16 protein-coding genes and 1 riboswitch are annotated in these 17955 nt (G+C 56.5%); of the genes, 8 read left to right on the top strand and 8 right to left on the bottom strand.

Features of this window, described 5'->3' with window-relative positions; genetic code table 11:
* Positions 1-347 (bottom strand): hypothetical protein (locus tag IPZ49_RS21430; RefSeq protein WP_193762871.1); only part of this gene is annotated, 347 nt, incomplete at its 3' end.
* Between the two features lie 747 nt (positions 348-1094).
* A riboswitch (TPP riboswitch) is annotated at positions 1095-1191 on the top strand.
* Between the two features lie 35 nt (positions 1192-1226).
* Between IPZ49_RS21430 and thiM the strand changes: the two genes are divergently transcribed.
* The 3 genes from thiM to IPZ49_RS21415 are packed head-to-tail and all read left to right on the top strand — an operon-like array spanning position 1227 to position 3583.
* The gene (thiM, locus tag IPZ49_RS21425) at positions 1227-1997 is read left to right on the top strand and encodes a hydroxyethylthiazole kinase (RefSeq protein ID WP_017693063.1); all 771 of its coding nucleotides are present in this window, start codon (positions 1227-1229) and stop codon (positions 1995-1997) included.
* Positions 1994-2794 (top strand): bifunctional hydroxymethylpyrimidine kinase/phosphomethylpyrimidine kinase, encoded by an 801-nt coding sequence (thiD, locus tag IPZ49_RS21420; protein WP_017383356.1) that lies wholly within the window; start codon positions 1994-1996, stop codon positions 2792-2794. The genes thiM and thiD overlap by 4 nt, the downstream gene beginning before the upstream one ends.
* 42 nt (positions 2795-2836) lie before the next feature.
* Positions 2837-3583: a GntR family transcriptional regulator gene (locus IPZ49_RS21415; RefSeq protein WP_003859242.1), complete on the top strand. Its 747-nt coding sequence runs from the start codon at positions 2837-2839 to the stop codon at positions 3581-3583.
* Here the strand turns inward: IPZ49_RS21415 and IPZ49_RS21410 are convergent.
* Genes IPZ49_RS21410 through IPZ49_RS21400 form a run of 3 tightly spaced genes read right to left on the bottom strand, consistent with a single transcriptional unit; the run spans position 3557 to position 6785 of the window.
* A complete protein-coding gene (locus tag IPZ49_RS21410) occupies positions 3557-4510 on the bottom strand; it encodes a PfkB family carbohydrate kinase (RefSeq protein ID WP_063932870.1) in 954 nt (317 codons plus the stop codon). The genes IPZ49_RS21415 and IPZ49_RS21410 overlap by 27 nt on opposite strands.
* A complete protein-coding gene (locus IPZ49_RS21405) occupies positions 4507-5511 on the bottom strand; it encodes an ADP-ribosylglycohydrolase family protein (RefSeq protein ID WP_015572351.1) in 1005 nt (334 codons plus the stop codon). Before IPZ49_RS21405 ends, IPZ49_RS21410 begins: the two co-directional genes overlap by 4 nt.
* The gene (locus IPZ49_RS21400; RefSeq protein WP_003859236.1) at positions 5508-6785 is read right to left on the bottom strand and encodes a nucleoside permease; all 1278 of its coding nucleotides are present in this window, start codon (positions 6783-6785) and stop codon (positions 5508-5510) included. The genes IPZ49_RS21405 and IPZ49_RS21400 overlap by 4 nt, the downstream gene beginning before the upstream one ends.
* 248 nt (positions 6786-7033) lie before the next feature.
* On the opposite strand from IPZ49_RS21400, the gene fbaB reads away from it, so the two are divergent.
* Positions 7034-8086, top strand: coding sequence for a class I fructose-bisphosphate aldolase (gene fbaB, locus IPZ49_RS21395; protein ID WP_015572352.1), 1053 nt, complete (start codon positions 7034-7036; stop codon positions 8084-8086).
* Positions 8087-8140: 54 nt separating this feature from the next.
* On the opposite strand, the gene IPZ49_RS21390 is transcribed toward fbaB, so the two are convergent.
* The 3 genes from IPZ49_RS21390 to IPZ49_RS21380 all read right to left on the bottom strand — a co-directional run bounded on the left by IPZ49_RS21390 (position 8141) and on the right by IPZ49_RS21380 (position 11913).
* Complete coding sequence (locus IPZ49_RS21390; protein ID WP_106105157.1) at positions 8141-9448, bottom strand: RbtT/DalT/CsbX family MFS transporter; 1308 nt, start codon at positions 9446-9448, stop codon at positions 8141-8143.
* A gap of 96 nt (positions 9449-9544) precedes the next feature.
* Positions 9545-11152, bottom strand: a complete 1608-nt coding sequence (locus IPZ49_RS21385; protein WP_063932894.1) for an FGGY-family carbohydrate kinase — start codon at positions 11150-11152, stop codon at positions 9545-9547.
* A gap of 11 nt (positions 11153-11163) precedes the next feature.
* Positions 11164-11913: an SDR family oxidoreductase gene (locus IPZ49_RS21380; protein ID WP_161799062.1), complete on the bottom strand. Its 750-nt coding sequence runs from the start codon at positions 11911-11913 to the stop codon at positions 11164-11166.
* A gap of 162 nt (positions 11914-12075) precedes the next feature.
* Between IPZ49_RS21380 and IPZ49_RS21375 the strand changes: the two genes are divergently transcribed.
* Entirely contained in the window at positions 12076-13107 is a 1032-nt protein-coding gene (locus tag IPZ49_RS21375) for a substrate-binding domain-containing protein (protein WP_063932893.1), read from the top strand.
* On the opposite strand, the gene IPZ49_RS21370 is transcribed toward IPZ49_RS21375, so the two are convergent.
* The gene (locus IPZ49_RS21370; RefSeq protein ID WP_063932892.1) at positions 13104-14051 is read right to left on the bottom strand and encodes a sugar-binding transcriptional regulator; all 948 of its coding nucleotides are present in this window, start codon (positions 14049-14051) and stop codon (positions 13104-13106) included. The two genes, IPZ49_RS21375 and IPZ49_RS21370, sit on opposite strands and share 4 nt — an antisense overlap.
* A gap of 211 nt (positions 14052-14262) precedes the next feature.
* Between IPZ49_RS21370 and dalD the strand changes: the two genes are divergently transcribed.
* The 3 genes from dalD to IPZ49_RS21355 form a co-directional block, all read left to right on the top strand.
* Positions 14263-15630 carry a D-arabinitol 4-dehydrogenase gene (gene dalD / locus IPZ49_RS21365; RefSeq protein ID WP_032104897.1) on the top strand — a complete coding sequence of 456 codons (1368 nt, stop codon included), beginning with the start codon at positions 14263-14265 and terminating at the stop codon, positions 15628-15630.
* Between the two features lie 9 nt (positions 15631-15639).
* A complete protein-coding gene (gene xylB / locus IPZ49_RS21360) occupies positions 15640-17103 on the top strand; it encodes a xylulokinase (RefSeq protein WP_015572354.1) in 1464 nt (487 codons plus the stop codon).
* A 67-nt stretch (positions 17104-17170) separates the two neighbouring features.
* Positions 17171-17955: MFS transporter (locus IPZ49_RS21355; RefSeq protein ID WP_193762870.1), on the top strand; the 785-nt coding region annotated here is incomplete at its 3' end.

The following is a 17955-nucleotide window of genomic DNA, read 5'->3' as shown; positions in this document are numbered from 1 at the left end:
TTGTTCGCACCTTCCTTAGCTTGCAGATCTGCATTGATGTTATTCACATTAGTAATCGTCTGGTTCAGTAATGACGTATTACCCGCTACGTTAGTATTAGTGGAATCAATTGAGGATTGCAGTTTTTCGCGATCGCCTTGCAGGTTGTAAATCTGGATAGCCTGGCGATTATTATCACTCTCAACAACATCTAAATCATATACACGGTTATCTGTACCATTAAGGTGAAAACCTGAAGCAGGGTTATTTTGATCATACAGAACAGCAGACGCAGCATTAGCATTATCAACGATACTGGCAAACAGAGTACCAATGACAGCGATTACTGCTTTGTTGAAGAATTTCATTTAAAAGGCTCACATCATTAGAAAGAAAAAATCACATTAGCGTTATGGCTTACGTTTGGTTGTGCAGAGCAAAACGGGTAAGTTTAAGTATTTAAGGGTTTTTGTATTTATTTAATTTCATTGCTGAACTATAGTTATTTTGCACCTAAAAATATTGATTTAAATCAAGATTTATTTGAATGATTAAAAGTGGATAAGGTACGTGTGTTTTATTTTTTTTCTATTAAAAACAAAAGGTTGCTGATGATTGTTTTAGTCTCTATATTTAACTTGATGATAAAAATGAAATTTTATTTCAATTTGATTTTAATGTTCTTTAAATGTACTCGTTTGTTAGTTTTGGGATATGGTTTCATTTGAAAGTATTAGTGTGTGAAACTGAAAGTTTACATTGAATCAGTAAGTTTTGAGGTGAAAAAAAACCAGAAAAGTATCAGGAGAACGTAACGTAAGTTTTAAATGGGAGGGTGTTGGAAAAGCTGGGCGTCTGGTGTGCAGAATGATGATCAGGCGAAGGGTTCTCTTTTTCATAATTGTTGAGATAGTTACTGTCAGTATTATGTGGCTATATATGTTGTACCTGGTGAGATTCAGAACAGGGGAGTTAAAGAAGACATTCTTTATATAGTTTGCGGATTTCAGGTGTAATACCTGCTTTGATAAAACGAAACATCTTGCGCCCTGCCTATGGCCACGGTTACACTAAGTACCTACATATTCTTTTTATGTAACTGATTGTATTGTAATTAATTTGACTCGGGGTGCCCTTCTTTGTGAAGGCTGAGAAATACCCGTATTACCTGATCTGGATAATGCCAGCGTAGGGAAGTCAGATGCCTACCCGGTCATCGCTTCTTCACGCACGGCAGGAGCGAAACCATGCAGCCTGACCTGCTCGACTCACACGTTTTACATCAATTCCGAACCCGTTCCCCGCTCACGCACTGTATGACCAACGATGTCGTGCAGACCTTCACCGCCAACGTTTTGCTCGCGCTGGGTGCTTCCCCGGCAATGGTGATCGAAGCCGAGGAAGCGGAACAGTTTGCCGCGCTTGCCGATGCTCTGCTCATCAACGTGGGTACACTCACCGCGCCGCGCGCCCAGTCGATGCGTCGGGCCATTGAGAGCGCGGTAGCCGCGGGTACGCCCTGGGTTCTGGATCCGGTTGCGGTTGGCGCGCTGGCGTATCGCACCCGATTTTGCCAGCAAATATTGTCCCTCAAACCTGCGGCCATTCGTGGAAACGCCTCCGAAATCCTCGCCCTTGCCGGAATGAGTGCGGGCGGGCGCGGGGTTGATTCCACCGATACGGCGGCGAGCGCGTTGACCGCTGCGCAGACGCTCGCCCGCCAGACCCATGCCGTTGTGGTCGTCACAGGAGAAGTGGATCATATCACTGATGGTCAGCGAACCCGTACGGTCGCGGGCGGCGACCCGCTGATGACCCGCGTGGTGGGAACAGGCTGTGCGCTCTCTGCGGTCGTCGCCGCCTGCTGTTCGCTGCCTGGCGACAGACTTGATAATGCGACGGCAGCCTGCGGCTTTATGAAGCGCGCAGGGTCAGCTGCACTGACTCACAGCCGGGGCCCCGGCAGCTTTGCCCCGGCGTTTCTGGATGCGCTTTACGCGCTGGAGGAGCTGGTATGACACGCATTAATGCCTTGACTATTGCGGGAACCGATCCCAGCGGCGGAGCGGGGATCCAGGCAGACCTGAAAACCTTCTCTGCGCTCGGCGCTTACGGATGCTCGGTTATCACCGCGCTGGTGGCGCAAAACACGCGCGGTGTACAGTCGGTATATCGTATTGAGCCGGATTTTGTCGCCGCACAGCTGGATTCGGTATTCAGCGATGTACGCATCGACACCACCAAAATCGGCATGCTTGCAGAGGCGGACATTGTTGAAGCGGTCGCTGAACGTCTCAAACGTTATCAGATAAAAAACGTGGTGCTCGATACCGTGATGCTGGCCAAAAGCGGCGATCCGTTGCTCTCCGCCTCTGCCGTCGACACCCTGCGTAAAAAGCTGCTGCCGCAGGTGGCGCTGATCACGCCAAACCTCCCTGAAGCCGCCGCGCTGCTGGATGCGTCACACGCGCAAAACGAACGTGAGATGAAAGAGCAGGGCAATGCGCTGCTGGCGATGGGATGCAGCGCGGTGCTGATGAAAGGCGGTCATCTTGATGATGCAGAAAGCCCGGACTGGCTCTTCACCCGCGATGGCGCTCAACGTTTCACCGCCCCGCGGGTACAGACCAAAAACACCCACGGCACGGGATGTACGCTCTCGGCGGCGCTGGCGGCGCTGCGTCCCCGAAACGCGAACTGGGCGGATACGGTGCAGGAGGCGAAGATCTGGCTCTCGTGCGCGCTGGCAAAAGCCGATTCTCTGGAAGTGGGTCACGGTATTGGGCCGGTTCACCATTTTCATGCATGGTGGTAAGCCGTATACTGGCATAAAACCTTATGCCAGAGAAAAACAGAGATGGAACAAGCGCATACCCGGTTAATTGCTCAACTCAAGGAACGAATTGCCGCACCGGACAACACGCCGTTGTACCTGAAATTTGCCGAAACGGTTAAAAACGCGGTACGCAGCGGCGTGCTCGCGCACGGTAATATTTTGCCGGGCGAGCGCGATCTGAGCCAGCTGGCCGGTGTGTCGCGCATTACGGTGCGTAAAGCGATGCAGGCGCTGGAAGAGGCCGGCGTCGTCACCCGCGCGCGTGGATACGGTACGCAAATCAACAATATCTTTGAATATTCGCTAAAAGAGGCGCGCGGGTTTTCTCAGCAGGTGGTGCTGCGGGGCAAAACGCCCAACACGCTGTGGGTTAATAAACGCGTCGTGAAATGTCCGGAGGAGATCGCCCGCCACCTTTCCCTTGCGCCGGACAGCGATGTATTTCTGCTTAAGCGCATCCGCTACGTGGATGACGATGCGGTATCAATAGAGGAGTCCTGGGTACCGGTAGGATTAATCCCCAATCCGGACGACATCGGCGTCTCGCTTTACGATTACTTCCGCAGCCAGAATATCTTTCCGCAGCGCACCCGTTCCCGCGTCAGCGCCCGGATGCCGGACAGCGAGTTTCAGGCGCATATCAAGATGGACGATAAGATACCGGTGCTGGTGATCAAGCAAGTCGCGCTCGATCAACAGCACCGGCCAATTGAGTACAGCATCAGCTACTGCCGCAGCGACCTATACGTCTTTGTGTGCGAGGAGTAGGACCTCGCGCGTGGGCGCGCAGTCGCCACCGCGATGGCTGACTACCCAGGCGGCTACGGCATTGCCAAGCTGCACCGCCTCTGGCAGTGACCATCCCGCGGCCAGCCCGGCAAGGGTACCTCCCGCATGGCTGTCACCCGCGCCGATGGTATCGACCACGGTAGCAGGAAACGCCGGAACGTGTCCGGAAGCGTCACCGTCGTACCAGACCGCCCCGTCTTTATCATGGCGTACGATCAGCGCAGCGCCAAACCTCTGCTGCCACCGTGTGCCGAGCTCTTCCACGTTTACGCCAAGCCATTCGGCGGCAAGTTCCGCCTCCTGACGATTGAGCGAGACGATTGGTTTGCAGGCCATGATCCGCGCCATCAGCGGGTCGGGAATATCCGCGATGCGCGGACCGAAATCGATAAAGAGCGTCGCATCCTGAAGACTTTCCAGCCAGGCCGTCAGCAGCTCACCGCTGGGGGACGCCAGCTGGTAGCCGGACAAAGAGATCAGGCTCCCTGCCGGCACGCTTAACCCGTCCAGCCAGCGCTGCTGCCACTGGTTCTCCACGCCGCTAAACGACATAAAGGTCCGTTCACCGTCAGGCTCCACCAGCGCCAGGCACCAGCCGTTATCGCCCATTTCCGCTTCCACGGCGCTGTGCAGATCCTGCTTCGCCATGGCGTTACGGATAATATCGGCCCACACGCCGTGGCCGACGGGAAGGGCGTTTTGCGCAGCAATGCCGAGCCGCTTCAGGGCGATGGCGATATTCAGCGCGCAGCCGCCAATATTCACTCCCTGTTGCTTCAGCTCGATATCACACCCGCGCCAGGGCAGGGCGTAGGCGTCGGCAATCACGTCGATAACCGCCGCGCCGAGTACCGTTACGGGGCGCGTGGCGTGAAGGGTTTCGAGACGGCGGGCAAAAGCACTCATACGCCCTCCCTTTGCTCCCGGAAGTGCAGCAGTTTTTCGCAGTAGTGGCCGAAATCGAGCCGGTTTACGGCATCAAGTTCGTTTTTGAGTGCCGGATCAATGGCCTGTACACCGTGCAGCGCGCCGCAGATGGCCGTTGCCATCGCGCCGATAGTGTCAGTATCACCGCCCAGGTTGGCGCATAACACCGCGCAGCGGTTCGGATCGGTACCCGCGAGTTCGACCATCGCAATCGCCGCCGGAACGGACTCAAGGGTGCTCGTGCCCGCGCCAATAAGCTGATAGATCTGCTCGCTGGCGGACTCGGTACCGTTGGCTTCGCGCACGGTTTTCAGGGCCAGCTCAATACGAGCGGAAAGCGATGCGCTGAAGGTGGTCGTGTTCGCCTCCTGCGCCGCACGGGCAATACCCGGCAGGGCATCGGCGATGTGATGCCAGCGCTCGCCGTCGATAGCGCGTGAAACCGCCCAGGCGATCACCACCGCACCGGCGATGGCGAGATCCGATTTATGGGTCGGGCTGGAGGCTAACGCAACCTGTTCCACAAAGTGCGCCAGACGCGTGGCTGGCAGCAGGCATCCCAGCGGGGAGGCGCGCATCGCCGCCCCGTTGGTGACGCCGTTGTTTTCCAGCTGGCTCACCGGCTTGCCGTCACGGATGGCGTTCAGGGCAATTTTGGAGGTCGGGCCGAGCACATTCTTATTGAACGCGTCAAAATCCAGCGCCCAGTCCAGAATATGCTTACCGATAACGTCAGGGTTAATTTCCCCGTCGCATTCGATAATCGCGTCGGCCAGGCACAGCGCCATCGACGTATCATCCGTAAATTCGGCCTGCTTAAAGTAACAGGCGGCATTATTCTCAGCCGGGCCGGGTAAGAAACGGTCGATCCAGCCGAAGTGCGCTTTCACCCGCTTGCGCGGCCACAGCTCCGACGGCATCCCCATCGCATCCCCTAACGCCTGCCCGTAAAGAGCACCGAGAATACGGTCTTGTTTCATTTAACTTCCCCTCGTGTCAGCGCGGTATCGCCATCAACCACCTCAATTGCGGTGATCTCTTTATCCGATTCGCGGAAAAACAGCATAAACAGCACGGCAATCACCACAATCATGATTGCACCAAACGTCCACATTCCGGCCCAGTTGAAGGTCAGCCCATTCACCGGCTCTTTATATGCGAACATTTTTTCCATCATCACGCCGCCGAGACGGTAACCCAGCAGGCTACCAAAGCCCTGACAGCACAGCGTGATCAAGCCCTGCGCCGCGTTGCGCATGTGCACTGGCGCTTTTTTATCCACGTAGATGTACGCGGTGACGTAATAGAAGTCATAGCTTACGCCGTGCAGCAGAATGCCGAGGAACAGCAGGGCGTAGGTGAAGTATTGCTCGGCGCCGCCGTAAACAAAGAAACCGTAGCGAATGGCGGCGGTGATCAGGCCCAGCAGCAAGACCTTCTTAATACCAAAGCGTTTGGTAAAGAATGGCAGAGCGAGCATGAAGAAGATTTCAGAGAACTGGCCGAGGGTCATCCAGCCGGTGGCGTTTTTCATCCCCACTTCGGTGAGATAGCCGTTGGCAAAGATATAGTAGAAGGCCAGCGGCATGGCGAACAGGAACGAGCAGAAGAAGAACACCAGGAAGTTTTTATCGCGCAGCAGGATCAGCGCATCCAGCCCCAGCATCACTTTGAAATCCAGCTTGCCGGTACTCTTCGGCGGGGTATTCGGCAGGAACAGCGCGAAGACGCCAAGCAGAAGGGAGCTGGCAGCGGTCATCAGCAGCGGGATATTGGTGTCAGAGATGTCGCTATAGCCCATCATCTGCGGCAGGAAGCCGCACGCCAGGCCGGAGGCAATCCAGCCGATGGTGCCCATCACGCGGATGCGCGGGAAATCAGCCTCCACGTCATCGACGTTCGCGAAGGCGATGCTGTTGGTCAGCGCGATGGTCGGCATATAGGTCAGGGAGTAGGCCAGCAGCAGCGGGAAGAAGGTGCTGAACTGGGTTTGCTGTGCTGCGAAATACATCAGAATCGCGCCAGCGAACATCAGCACGGCCAGCACTTTCTGGGCGGCGAAGAAACGGTCCGTCAGCGAGCCGACAAGGATGGGAGAGAGGATCGCGGCAATCGCGGTACAGGCGTACGACCAGCCAATTTCCCCGGCGGTAAACCCGCTCTTACTCAGCCACAGCCACAGCGGCACAAACCATGCGCCCCAGATAAACCATTCAACGAACATCATGAATGACAGTTGGACTTTCGTTTTCATTTTTTAATCCTGCATGTCAGAGGTACGCATGTAACATACCATGTGATAATACCTTTTAAATACCTTTAAGGCGATTGTTTGATCAGTGTAACAAAAATGTTGTACACGAAACGAGCCAGCAGATTGTGCTTAAAAAAGTTGCAAATGGTGGAAAATAGGTTAAGTCGGTACCAGGCTTAGTCTGCCTGCCAAAACGTGGGCTTGGATCACACGCTCCGACATCATGTCGGACTTACGGGAGCATCACTATGACTGATATTGCGCAACTGCTTGGCAAAGACGCCGACAGCCTTTTACAGCATCGTTGTATGACCATTCCAGCCGACCAGCTTTATCTGCCTGGCCATGATTACGTAGACCGCGTCATGGTCGACAACAACCGTCCGCCTGCCGTACTGCGAAACATGCAGACGCTTTACAATACCGGTCGTCTGGGCGGGACCGGGTATCTCTCCATTCTGCCCGTTGACCAGGGCGTAGAGCACTCGGCGGGAGCGTCGTTTGCTGCTAACCCGCTCTACTTTGACCCGAAAAACATTGTCGAGCTGGCGATTGAAGCGGGCTGTAACTGTGTGGCATCGACCTATGGCGTGCTGGCCTCCGTTTCCCGCCGCTATGCTCACCGCATTCCGTTCCTCGTCAAGCTGAATCACAACGAAACCCTGAGCTACCCAACCGAATACGACCAGACACTGTACGCCAGCGTCGAACAGGCGTTCAACATGGGTGCGGTAGCGGTCGGGGCGACTATCTATTTTGGCTCTGAGCAGTCGCGTCGGCAGATAGAAGAGATCTCTGCCGCGTTTGAGCGCGCGCACGAGCTGGGGATGGTGACCGTATTGTGGGCCTATCTGCGTAACAACGCGTTTAAGAAAGACGGCGTGGATTACCACGTATCAGCGGATCTGACCGGTCAGGCAAATCACCTGGCGGCAACCATCGGCGCGGACATCGTGAAACAGAAAATGGCCGAGAATAACGGCGGGTATAAAGCGGTGAACTTTGGCTATACCGACGACCGCGTCTACAGCAAGCTGACCAGCGACAACCCTATTGATCTGGTGCGCTACCAGCTGGCTAACTGCTACATGGGCCGCGCCGGGCTGATTAACTCCGGCGGTGCAGCAGGCGGTGAAACCGATCTGACCGACGCGGTGCGCACGGCGGTGATTAACAAACGCGCCGGCGGAATGGGGCTGATCCTGGGCCGCAAAGCGTTTAAAAAATCCATGGCCGACGGCGTGAAGCTGATTAATGCGGTTCAGGATGTCTATCTGGACAATAAAGTGACGATTGCCTAATCGCACGCATCTTCCTGCCGGGATAAGCGTGACCCGGCAGGAAAGTTCTCTCGCTTACTCCTTCAGCGTTTCAGGATGAGGAGTATTCAGCAGACCCGCCATCCCTCTCTTGCTGCTATTTGCTTTTTCTAAGCCCGGCTGCGTGACGCGGATAAAGGCACACAGAACAAAAGCCAGCAGATAAAGCACCGTATAGGCGATGACCACGCCGAGCGTGCTGAACCAGGGCAGCAGCACCACGGCAATCGCCGGCGCAAGGAAGTTAGACAGGCCGGCTGACAGGTTATACACCGAAATCGCCGCCCCCTTGTGCCGCGGCTCCAGCGCCGGGAACACCGCCGCCATCGGTACGAAGGCCGCCACAAAAATCCCCAGCGCGATGGCCGGGACCAGCGCCATGGCAAAGTTATGCCCGAAGTGCTGCGGAATGTAGTAAAACGCCAGGCTCGAGAGCGCCATCCCGATGCAGCCAAACCAGCGCACCACCCGCATCCAGCCCATTTTTTCCGCCACCACGCCCCAGAAGACGTTCGAGAAGATGGTGGTGAAGAAGAATACCGCCCAGACCTGAAGCCACTCGGAGGTGGTGAAGCCCAGTTCGTCAACAAACATCATCGGCATGATGACGGCAAACCCGAACAGGGAGAGGGTGTTGATGATACGCACCATGCTGGAGAGCAGGATACTGCGGTTGGTGTAGAGCAGCGTCGCCGCACGGCCCAGCTCGGCGAATTTTTCCCGGGTGGAGAGATTATGCATGTGCGTTGGGGTTTTGACGCTGCGCAGGGATACCATGGCGATGATTCCCCCCGCCAGACAAAACGCCAGTGCCAGCCACAGGGTGCCCATCTCCCCGATGTGCGGAATGGTAAAGCTCGGAATATAACTGCCCGCCACGCCAATACCTACGGAATAAACCGCCCAGTACCAGCCCAGCGCCGAGCTGGATTTATCGCTACGCACATTATGAATAATGACCACGATGAAGGCGTACAAAAATAACGGGTAGGCCAGACCGCGGATCCCATAGAACAGCAGAATTAATGCGTAATTTGCCTGACCCAGACCAAAAACGAGAAACAGGACGTGGAAAACGCACCACAGGACGAAGCCAATCAGCATGGTTTTTTGCGGGGTGATGATTTCAGCCACCACGCCGGAGATCCACGCGGAGAGCGCCGCCGCGAGACCGTAGAGCGTGAAGGCGAAAGAGGCTTCAGCAGGCGTGAAGCCCAGTGATTTAATATAGTGCGACAGGAATGCCAGCTCGAAACCGTCACCCGTCATAAAGACCGCGATCGCCAGATATCCCCATAGCAGGTTCAGCGGCAATCCCAGCCACTGTTTATTTATTTCGGACATATTGACCTCGTTTGTAGCGTACAGGTAAGCCCACACCGGAAATATTCCGGCGTGAGTTTTCTTATTGTCTTTTTCTCTAAATATACTGACGTGTATTTATTCTCTGATTACTGTCGCAGTTTGTTGTAACTGCTTATAAGCCTCGTATCGACGCAGATGAAGGGACTGAAAGTTCGCTTGCGGATAGAAATATTTATCCACGTGGGTAAATTGTTTCATGGCATCGGTCACTGAAGGCGCTATATTTCCCGCCACCGCCCCGAGAATGGCCGAACCCAGTAATACCGGTTCGCTGCATTGGGTCGCTAACACCGGCAGCCCGCAGGTATCTGCCAGCAGCTGGCGAACGAAAGGGTGCTGGCCCGCGCCGCCGCTGATAACGATATTTTCGGTCTGTACGCCGCATTCACGCTGGGCGTCAATGATTTGTCGCAAACCGTAACCGATACCACACAGACCGGCCACATACAGTGCCATCAGGTTATTGATATCGTTCTCCATGCCCAGCCCGCAGATCGTGGCCCGCGCATGGGGATCGGCAAAGGGCGCGCGGTTACCCAGAAATTCGGGTACCACGTGCAGTCCTGCTGCCAGGTTCACCGCCTCTGAGGCGGTGGCGAAGGTCTGTAAAAGCCTGTCCGCCAGGTAAACCGGCAGCGGCAGGTCTGACTCCTGTGCCAGCTGGCGCGCTTGCGGTGCGGCAGGATGGAAACTTAATAACCGATCGATAGCGGCACCCGCGGCGCTTTGTCCGCCCTCAATCAGCCACAGTCCAGGTACCATCGCGCTAAAATAAGGCCCCCAAACGCCGGGCACAAAAACGGCGCTCTCGGCGCTGGTCATGGTGCACGATGAGGTGCCAAAGACATACGCAAGATTGTTCAGCGCGCCGCCGCCAACGCCCAACGTCCCGATGCCGCCAGCGTGGGCATCAATTAACCCTACCGCCACCGGCGTGCCTGGCAGCAAGCCCATCTCACGCGCGGCCTGCTCCGTTAAGCCCTCGCCGCAAGGGGTGCCGGGGGCGGCAATATGCTGCCCTATGCGGACAAAATCTTCTCCGGCCAGCTCGTCCAGGCCAACGGTGCGGAAATAGTCCGGGTCCCAGCGATTCTCATGGGCCAGCCACGTCCATTTACAGGTTACGGTACAGATGGAACGGGTGACATCGCCCGTCGCGCGCCAGGTCAGGAAATCGGCCAAATCGAAAAATTGCCAGGCGCGATCGTAGACCTCACGATGGTTTTCTTTCAGCCACAGCAGCTTGGGCGTCTCCATTTCGGGCGATATTTTTCCGCCAACATAGTCCAGCACCGGATGATGGGTGGCGTTGATGCGCTCCGCCTGGTCTGTCGCACGGTGATCCATCCAGACGATGATATTGTTTTCCGCTTCACCGTCAGGGCTGACCGCCAGCGGTTCGCCATTGTTGTCCAACACCACCAGCGAGCAGGTGGCGTCAAACCCGATGCCGGCAACGCTCTGCGGAGTCGTCCCGGAGCGCGCCAGCGCCTCGCGGATGCAGCGGCAAATGGCCTGCCAGATCTCGGCGCTGGACTGCTCCACGCGGCTTCCGCTGCGGTGCACGGTGGCAATTTTCTGCGTCGCGTGGGAAAGCAGCCTGCCGCTGAGATCGAAAATGCCCGCGCGGACGCTGCCGGAGCCGACGTCTACGCCGATAACGGTTTCAGGTGTACTCTTCATCCTTGCGGCCCTTAAAGATCGACGCTGTTAGGCAGAATCACCAGATCCCGGACGGTAACGTTCTTCGAACGGGTCACCATGAACAACACCGATTCTGCGACTTCAATCGGCTGCATCAGGCTGCCGTTTGCCAGCGCTTCATCCATTTTGGCCTGCGGCCAGTCGTCGAGCAGAGCCGTCACTACCGGCCCAGGCAGAACGGCTCCGACGCGTACGCCATGTTCCGCGACCTGACGACGGGTGGTATGCACGAACGCCTGAACGGCAAATTTGGACGCGGTGTAGATCGGCTCCCAGATAACCGGCACCACGCCCGCAATGGAGCTGGTGAAGATAATATCGCCTGACTTCTGCGCAATCATATGCGGCAGTACGGCGCGAACGCAGCGGAAGGCGGCGTTGATATTCAGGTTCAGTACGCGATCCCAGACGTCCGGGTCGCCTTCAGCAACCGGCCCGCCGATGTAGGCGCCTGCATTGGCGTGAAAAATATCCAGGCCGCCGGCGAGGCCGACAATGTCGCTCAGCATCGCGTCGACTTGCTCGGGTTTGAACAGATCGATTTGCAGGGCAAACGCGTTCTCGCCCAGCTCGGCGACGATGCGCTGAAGCTTCTCGCCTTCACGGTCGATTAACACCACCTTTGCGCCAGCGCCGAGCAGCGTTTTTGCACACTCCAGGCCAATACCTGAGGCGGCGCCAGTGATAGCAGCGACTTTGCCCTGAAGGGAACTATTCATGGAGGGGACAGAGTGATTCATTTTATAATCCTTTATGCAGAGATGATTTTTAGGGTGTGTCTGCTTTCGCGTGAAGAACGGGGGTTCTGACTGACGCGTGAAGCAAACTGCTCAATCGATGAAGCAGATCTAGCACTTGCTTATTTCTCCAGCAAGAGACATTCAAAATGAAGAGGCGATTTTGTGACGCGCGTTGAGAAAACGAAGAAAACGACCATTTACGATCTGGCGGAACTCACCGGCGTTTCTGCCAGCGCGGTGAGCGCTATTTTGAATGGCAACTGGAAGAAACGCCGCATCAGCGCCAGCCTGGCAGAGAAGGTAACCCGCATTGCACAAGAGCAGGGCTACGCGGTTAACCGTCAGGCAAGCCTGCTGCGCAGCAAGAAATCGAACGTTATCGGCATGATTGTGCCGAAATATGACAACCGCTATTTCGGCTCTATAGCGGAAAAATTCGAAGAGATGGCGCGTGCCAGAGGGCTGTTGCCGATTATTACCTGCACACGCCGACAGCCGGAACTCGAGCTGGATGCCGCCCGTGCCATGCTCTCCTGGCAGGTTGACTGGGTCATTGCCACGGGGGCGACACACCCGGACAAAATTGCTGAACTCTGTCATCAGGCGGGCGTACCTACGCTAAATCTTGATCTGCCGGGTACCCTGGCGCCCTCTATCATTTCGGATAACTACGGCGGCGCGAAGATGCTGACAGAGCGGATCCTCGCCAGCAGCTTTAAACGGTTTGGTTCGCTGGCTCCGCTGACCTTCGTGGGCGGACGCCGGAGTGATAACAACACCGCAGAGCGCCTGCGCGGGTTCCTTGATGCCCATCAGGCCCATGGGCTGACCGTTCCGGAACAGCAGCTGCTGGTCACCGGATACTCGTCATTGCGCGTGGAGGAGCAGCTCAGAGCCATCTTCCCGTCGCCATCGACGGCGCTAAAGGGACTGTTTGTCAATTCGACCATTTCGCTGGAGGGGGTGGTACGTTGGCTGGCCCAATACGGGCAGACCGGCCAAAATCAGCCGCCGATGGGTTGTTTTGACTGGGACCCATTTGTCTCTCTGCTGGGACATGATATCGACATGGTGCGCCAGGACGTCCCGGCGATGCTGGAGAAGGTATTTGAAATTCTCGATTCCGGTGATACCTCGGTCAGGCGTATTGAGATCCCACCGGAACTGATTGGCAGCCAGAGCGTCACGGGCTAGCCCTGACGCGTCAGCAGCCAGCGCGCGGTCTGTTCATCCGTCACCAGACCGTTTACCCAGCCGCCTTTGAGGGCGGCAAGGATCGCCGGGCGTTTATCCTCGCCGCAGGCGGCCGCAATACGTGGACACTGGCTCTGGCGAATATCGTAGCTGGTAATAAAGCGATTAATCTGGCTGTCGATGACCTTGCCGTCGGCATCGATAAAGCGTCCGAGTATTTCGCCAACGCCACCGCGCTGGGTCAACTCTTCCAGCTGTGCCTCATCGATAAACCCGTCTTTGAAGATAGGGCTCTGCCTGCCCAGCGCCCCGATGCCGACAAAAATCACATCGGCCGCATCCGCCACGGCGCAGACGTTACGGAACAGGCGGTTTGAGCACCACATCTCATGCTCCTCGCTGGACTGAGCATAGCGCGGCGACGGCCACTGGTAATATTTTCCCTGAATTTTACGCGCCAGCAGCAACGGTACATCATCGTAATAGTTACATTGCCCGTGCTCGTTCATGGCGCTGATCAGGGCGACACAGCGGGTGTTGTGGCTGTCAAAATCGATACGCTTGATGGTTTTTTTTAGCGTCAGTCCGGAGCCAATTCCGACAACCGTGGGTTTATCACCTTGCAGGTAGCGGGCCATCAGCTGATAACAGCCAAACGTCACGCTATCCAGCGCGCTTTCATTGCGGTAGACGGGCACAATGTTGCAGTGGGTCAGGTGATATTTTTCCGCGAGAAGTTGCGCATAATCGAGGCAGTTAGCGACAGGGTGATGAAGCCCAATCGAGACAATGCCTTCCTCTTTCGCGGCGGCAATCAGCCGCTGCACCACCGGTCTTGATGTGCCGAGCTGGCTGGCAATTTCGCTTTGATTAAGCCCGGCGATGTAATACATCCATGCCGCCCGCACTTTTTGATCGAGCCTGATGTCATCTTCTTTGCTCACGTTTACCTGCCTCAAGAGTGGGGTTGAGGGCGGTCAACACCCACAACAATTGTCTGTCATTCTGGCGGGTGCTCCGCGCTGAGGCAAGCGGTTTGCTCTTTATTGGTCATTTGTTATTTGAATGGTCATTTGTTCTTTTGTGATCTGTAGCTCTTATTTTAATCAAATGATCATCTACAGTTCAGCCATAACCTCACTGGAGAACAGAACAATGACCGAGAAATACACATGGCTACATATTGGACTGGGGTCTTTTCATCGTGCGCATCAGGCGTGGTATCTGCACCGCCTGATTGCCGGCGGCGATACGCGCTGGCACATCGCTGCGGGCAACATACGCAACGATGCTGAACATGTGGTGCAGGCGCTGGCCGCGCAGAAGGGGCGATATGTACTGGAGACCGTCAGCCCGGAAGGCGAGAGAGACTATGAAGAGATCGCCTCGATTCAGACGCTGATCCCGTGGCAGGCGGATTTGCAGCCGCTGATTGCCGAAGGGGCGAACCCGCAGACTCGGGTCATCGCGTTTACCGTGACGGAGGGGGGCTACTATCTGGATACCAGCCACAGGCTGGATGTGGCCAATGCCGATCTGGCGAGCGATATTAAGGGCGGCTGTAAAACCATCTACGGGACAATTGCCCGCATCCTCGAAGCGCGTATGGCGAACGGAGCGGGTCCGGTAACCTTGCTTAACTGTGACAACGTGCGGCATAACGGCGAGCGCTTCCACGACGGATTGATTGAATTCTTAACCCTCAGCGGCAAACAGAGGGTCATCGACTGGCTGAGCGCTAATGCGACCTGTCCGAATACCATGGTGGATCGCATCACACCGCGTCCGGCGGCCGATCTCCCGGCGCGCATTAAGGCCCGGACGGGCATAGACGATAACGCCCCGGTTATGGGGGAACGCTTTATTCAGTGGGTGGTTGAAGACAATTTCCGCGACGTTCGTCCCGCGCTGGAAACGGTGGGCGTGGAGCTGGTGGGATCCGTCATCCCTTATGAAGAGGCGAAGATCCGCATCCTCAATGCCTCCCATAGCTGTATCGCCTGGGCGGGTACTCTGGTCGGGCAGCAGTATATCCATGAAAGCACGCTGACAGAGTTTATCTACAAGATTGCCGACCGCTACGTGACGGAAGATGTCATTCCCTGCCTGGGAGATAATGGCATCGATCTGCCAGCCTACCGCGACGTGGTGCTTAAGCGTTTTACCAACCCCTGGATTCAGGACACCAACCAGCGCGTCGCGGCCGACGGGTTCTCGAAGATCCCGGCGATGATAGCCCCAACGCTGCGTGAATGTTACCAGCGCGGCGTACGTCCTGACGCTACCGCTATGCTGCCTGCGCTGTTCTACGTCTATATGGAGCAGTGGCATCACGGCAAGCTGCCATATGAATACCAGGACGGTATCCTCAACGCCTCTGCGGTACATGCGATGTTCGAATCGGACGATCCGATAGCCCGATATGCCAGCGATACCGCCCTGTTTGGCGATCTGACCGGCCGGGAAGATTTTGCCGCGCTTCTGCGTGAAAAAATCGCTGACGTCTACGCGCTGATTAAGTGAGAGGTGGGTATGTATCTGGGCATCGATCTTGGCACATCAGAAGTAAAGGCGCTGGTCATTGACGAAAACAACGGCGTTGTCGCTACCCATAGCGCGCCGCTGACGATACAGCGTCCGAAGCCGCACTGGTCTGAACAATCGCCGGAAGCCTGGTGGGAAGCAACCGAATACCTGATTGCCACCCTCCGGGAGAAGTGCGGCCACCACTGGCAGGCGATAAAAGCCATTGGCCTTTCCGGACAGATGCACGGTGCGGTACTGCTGGATGCCGCGGGTGAACCCCTGCGTCCGGCCATCCTGTGGAATGACACCCGCTGCGCGCAGGAGTGCGCAGAGCTGGAAGAGATGGCGCCCGAGCTGCACCAGGTGGCGGGGAACCTGGCAATGCCGGGGTTTACGGCACCAAAGCTGCTCTGGGTGCGCCGTCATGAGCCGCAGAACTTCAGCCGTCTCGCCACCGTGCTGCTGCCGAAGGATTATCTGCGCTTCAAAATGACCGGAAAAAAAATCTCTGATATGTCGGACTCGGCAGGGACGCTGTGGCTGGATGTGGGAAAACGAGACTGGTCGGATGCACTGCTGGAAAAATGTGGGCTGTCGCGTGCCGCCATGCCTGCGCTGGTGGAAGGGTGTGAGGTCTCGGCGCTACTCGAACCTGCGGTAGCGCAGCGGTGGGGTCTGAACCCCTCGGTTATCGTTGCCGGCGGCGGGGGAGATAACGCCGTCAGCGCGATAGGGGTTGGGGCCGTTTCGCCGGGCGATGCGTTTATTTCGCTGGGCACCTCCGGCGTGCTGTTTGTGGTCACGGATGCCTACCGTCCGGCGCCCCAGTCTGCCGTGCACGCGTTCTGTCACGTGCTGCCAAACCTGTGGCATCAGATGAGCGTGATGTTAAGCGCCGCCAGTTGTCTACAGTGGTTTTGCCGTCTGGTGGGCGTCACGGAGCTGGCATTGCTTGAGGAGATCGCCCAGCTAAGCGATGCGGAGAAAGCGAGCGCGCCGATGTTCCTGCCGTACCTTTCCGGGGAACGTACGCCGCATAACGATCCCTGTGCACGGGGCATGTTCTGGGGGCTAACGCACTCCAGCCAGCGTGCGCTGATGGGGTATGCGGTGCTGGAAGGCGTCAGCTTCGGTATTGCCGATGGCCTTCGCGTGTTGCAGGAGAGCGGCACGCAGATTGAACAGTGCTCCCTCGTCGGCGGCGGGGCGCGGAGCCCCTTCTGGGCCCAGCTGCTGGCCGATATTCTGGCGATGCCGGTGGTGACGCATAAGGGCGGCGAAACCGGCGGTGCGCTGGGGGCTGCACGGCTGGCCTGTCTCGCAGCCGGTAAGCCGCTGGCTTCCGTGTGCGAAAAACCTGAAGTCTATAAAACCTGGCGCAGCGATCCGGCGCGCCACCGTGCGCTGATGACGCGTTACCAGCAGTTTAACGCGCTTTACCAAAACGACCTGAACTACCGAAACCCATAATTCTGTGGCAAAGACCCTCCGGCGATGCTGCCGGAGCGGTTCCCTGTACCCTAAAAACGAGGTCAATATGTCGTTAAATAACAAACAATGGCTGGGATTACCCCTGAGTCTGGTCTGGGGGTATATCGCTATCGCGGTCTTTATGACGGGCGATGGTTTCGAGCTGGCATTCCTGTCGCACTATATTAAGGCGCTGGGCTTCACGCCTGCTGAAGCCTCTTTCGCCTTCACGCTCTACGGTCTCGCGGCGGCGCTCTCCGCATGGATTTCCGGCGTGGTGGCTGAAATCATCACCCCGCAAAAAACCATGCTGATTGGCTTCGTCCTGTGGTGCGTTTTCCACGTCCTGTTTCTCGTTTTTGGTCTGGGTCAGGCAAATTACGCATTAATTCTGCTGTTCTACGGGATCCGCGGCCTGGCCTATCCGCTGTTCCTCTATGCCTTTATCGTCGCCATTGTGCATAACGTTCGCAGCGACAGTACCAGCGCGGCGCTGGGCTGGTTCTGGGCGGTTTACTCTATCGGCATCGGCGTGTTCGGCAGCTACATTCCGAGCTTTACCATTCCGCACATCGGGGAGATGGGCACCCTGTGGCTGGCGCTGGCATTCTGCGTAACCGGCGGGATCATTGCGCTGGTCTCTATGCGTAAGGTGGAAACGCCACGGCATATGCAGACTCTCTCCACCCGGGAAAAATTCGCCGAGCTGGGCCGTGCAGCGACGCTGCTCTACACCAACCGCAGTATTCTGCTCTCCAGCATGGTGCGTATCATCAACACCCTCTCCCTGTTCGGGTTTGCCGTCATCATGCCGATGATGTTTGTTGACGAACTGGGCTTCACCACCTCCGA

Source organism: Enterobacter cloacae complex sp. S2 (assembly GCF_015159675.1).
In the GTDB taxonomy this organism is placed as follows: Bacteria; Pseudomonadota; Gammaproteobacteria; order Enterobacterales; family Enterobacteriaceae; genus Enterobacter; species Enterobacter intestinihominis.
The sequence above is the reverse complement of the archived record's forward strand: the minus strand, read 5'-3'. Positions and strand labels throughout refer to the sequence as shown.

What these genes read in the sequence shown, in the direction of transcription:
- thiM (WP_017693063.1), top strand. Translation starts at nt 1,227, where the DNA reads ATGCAGCCTGACCTGCTCGACTCACACGTTTTACATCAATTCCGAACC.
- thiD (WP_017383356.1), top strand. Translation starts at nt 1,994, where the DNA reads ATGACACGCATTAATGCCTTGACTATTGCGGGAACCGATCCCAGCGGC.
- IPZ49_RS21415 (WP_003859242.1), top strand. Translation starts at nt 2,837, where the DNA reads ATGGAACAAGCGCATACCCGGTTAATTGCTCAACTCAAGGAACGAATT.
- IPZ49_RS21410 (WP_063932870.1), bottom strand. Translation starts at nt 4,510, where the DNA reads ATGAGTGCTTTTGCCCGCCGTCTCGAAACCCTTCACGCCACGCGCCCC.
- IPZ49_RS21405 (WP_015572351.1), bottom strand. Translation starts at nt 5,511, where the DNA reads ATGAAACAAGACCGTATTCTCGGTGCTCTTTACGGGCAGGCGTTAGGG.
- IPZ49_RS21400 (WP_003859236.1), bottom strand. Translation starts at nt 6,785, where the DNA reads ATGAAAACGAAAGTCCAACTGTCATTCATGATGTTCGTTGAATGGTTT.
- fbaB (WP_015572352.1), top strand. Translation starts at nt 7,034, where the DNA reads ATGACTGATATTGCGCAACTGCTTGGCAAAGACGCCGACAGCCTTTTA.
- IPZ49_RS21390 (WP_106105157.1), bottom strand. Translation starts at nt 9,448, where the DNA reads ATGTCCGAAATAAATAAACAGTGGCTGGGATTGCCGCTGAACCTGCTA.
- IPZ49_RS21385 (WP_063932894.1), bottom strand. Translation starts at nt 11,152, where the DNA reads ATGAAGAGTACACCTGAAACCGTTATCGGCGTAGACGTCGGCTCCGGC.
- IPZ49_RS21380 (WP_161799062.1), bottom strand. Translation starts at nt 11,913, where the DNA reads ATGAATCACTCTGTCCCCTCCATGAATAGTTCCCTTCAGGGCAAAGTC.
- dalD (WP_032104897.1), top strand. Translation starts at nt 14,263, where the DNA reads ATGACCGAGAAATACACATGGCTACATATTGGACTGGGGTCTTTTCAT.
- xylB (WP_015572354.1), top strand. Translation starts at nt 15,640, where the DNA reads ATGTATCTGGGCATCGATCTTGGCACATCAGAAGTAAAGGCGCTGGTC.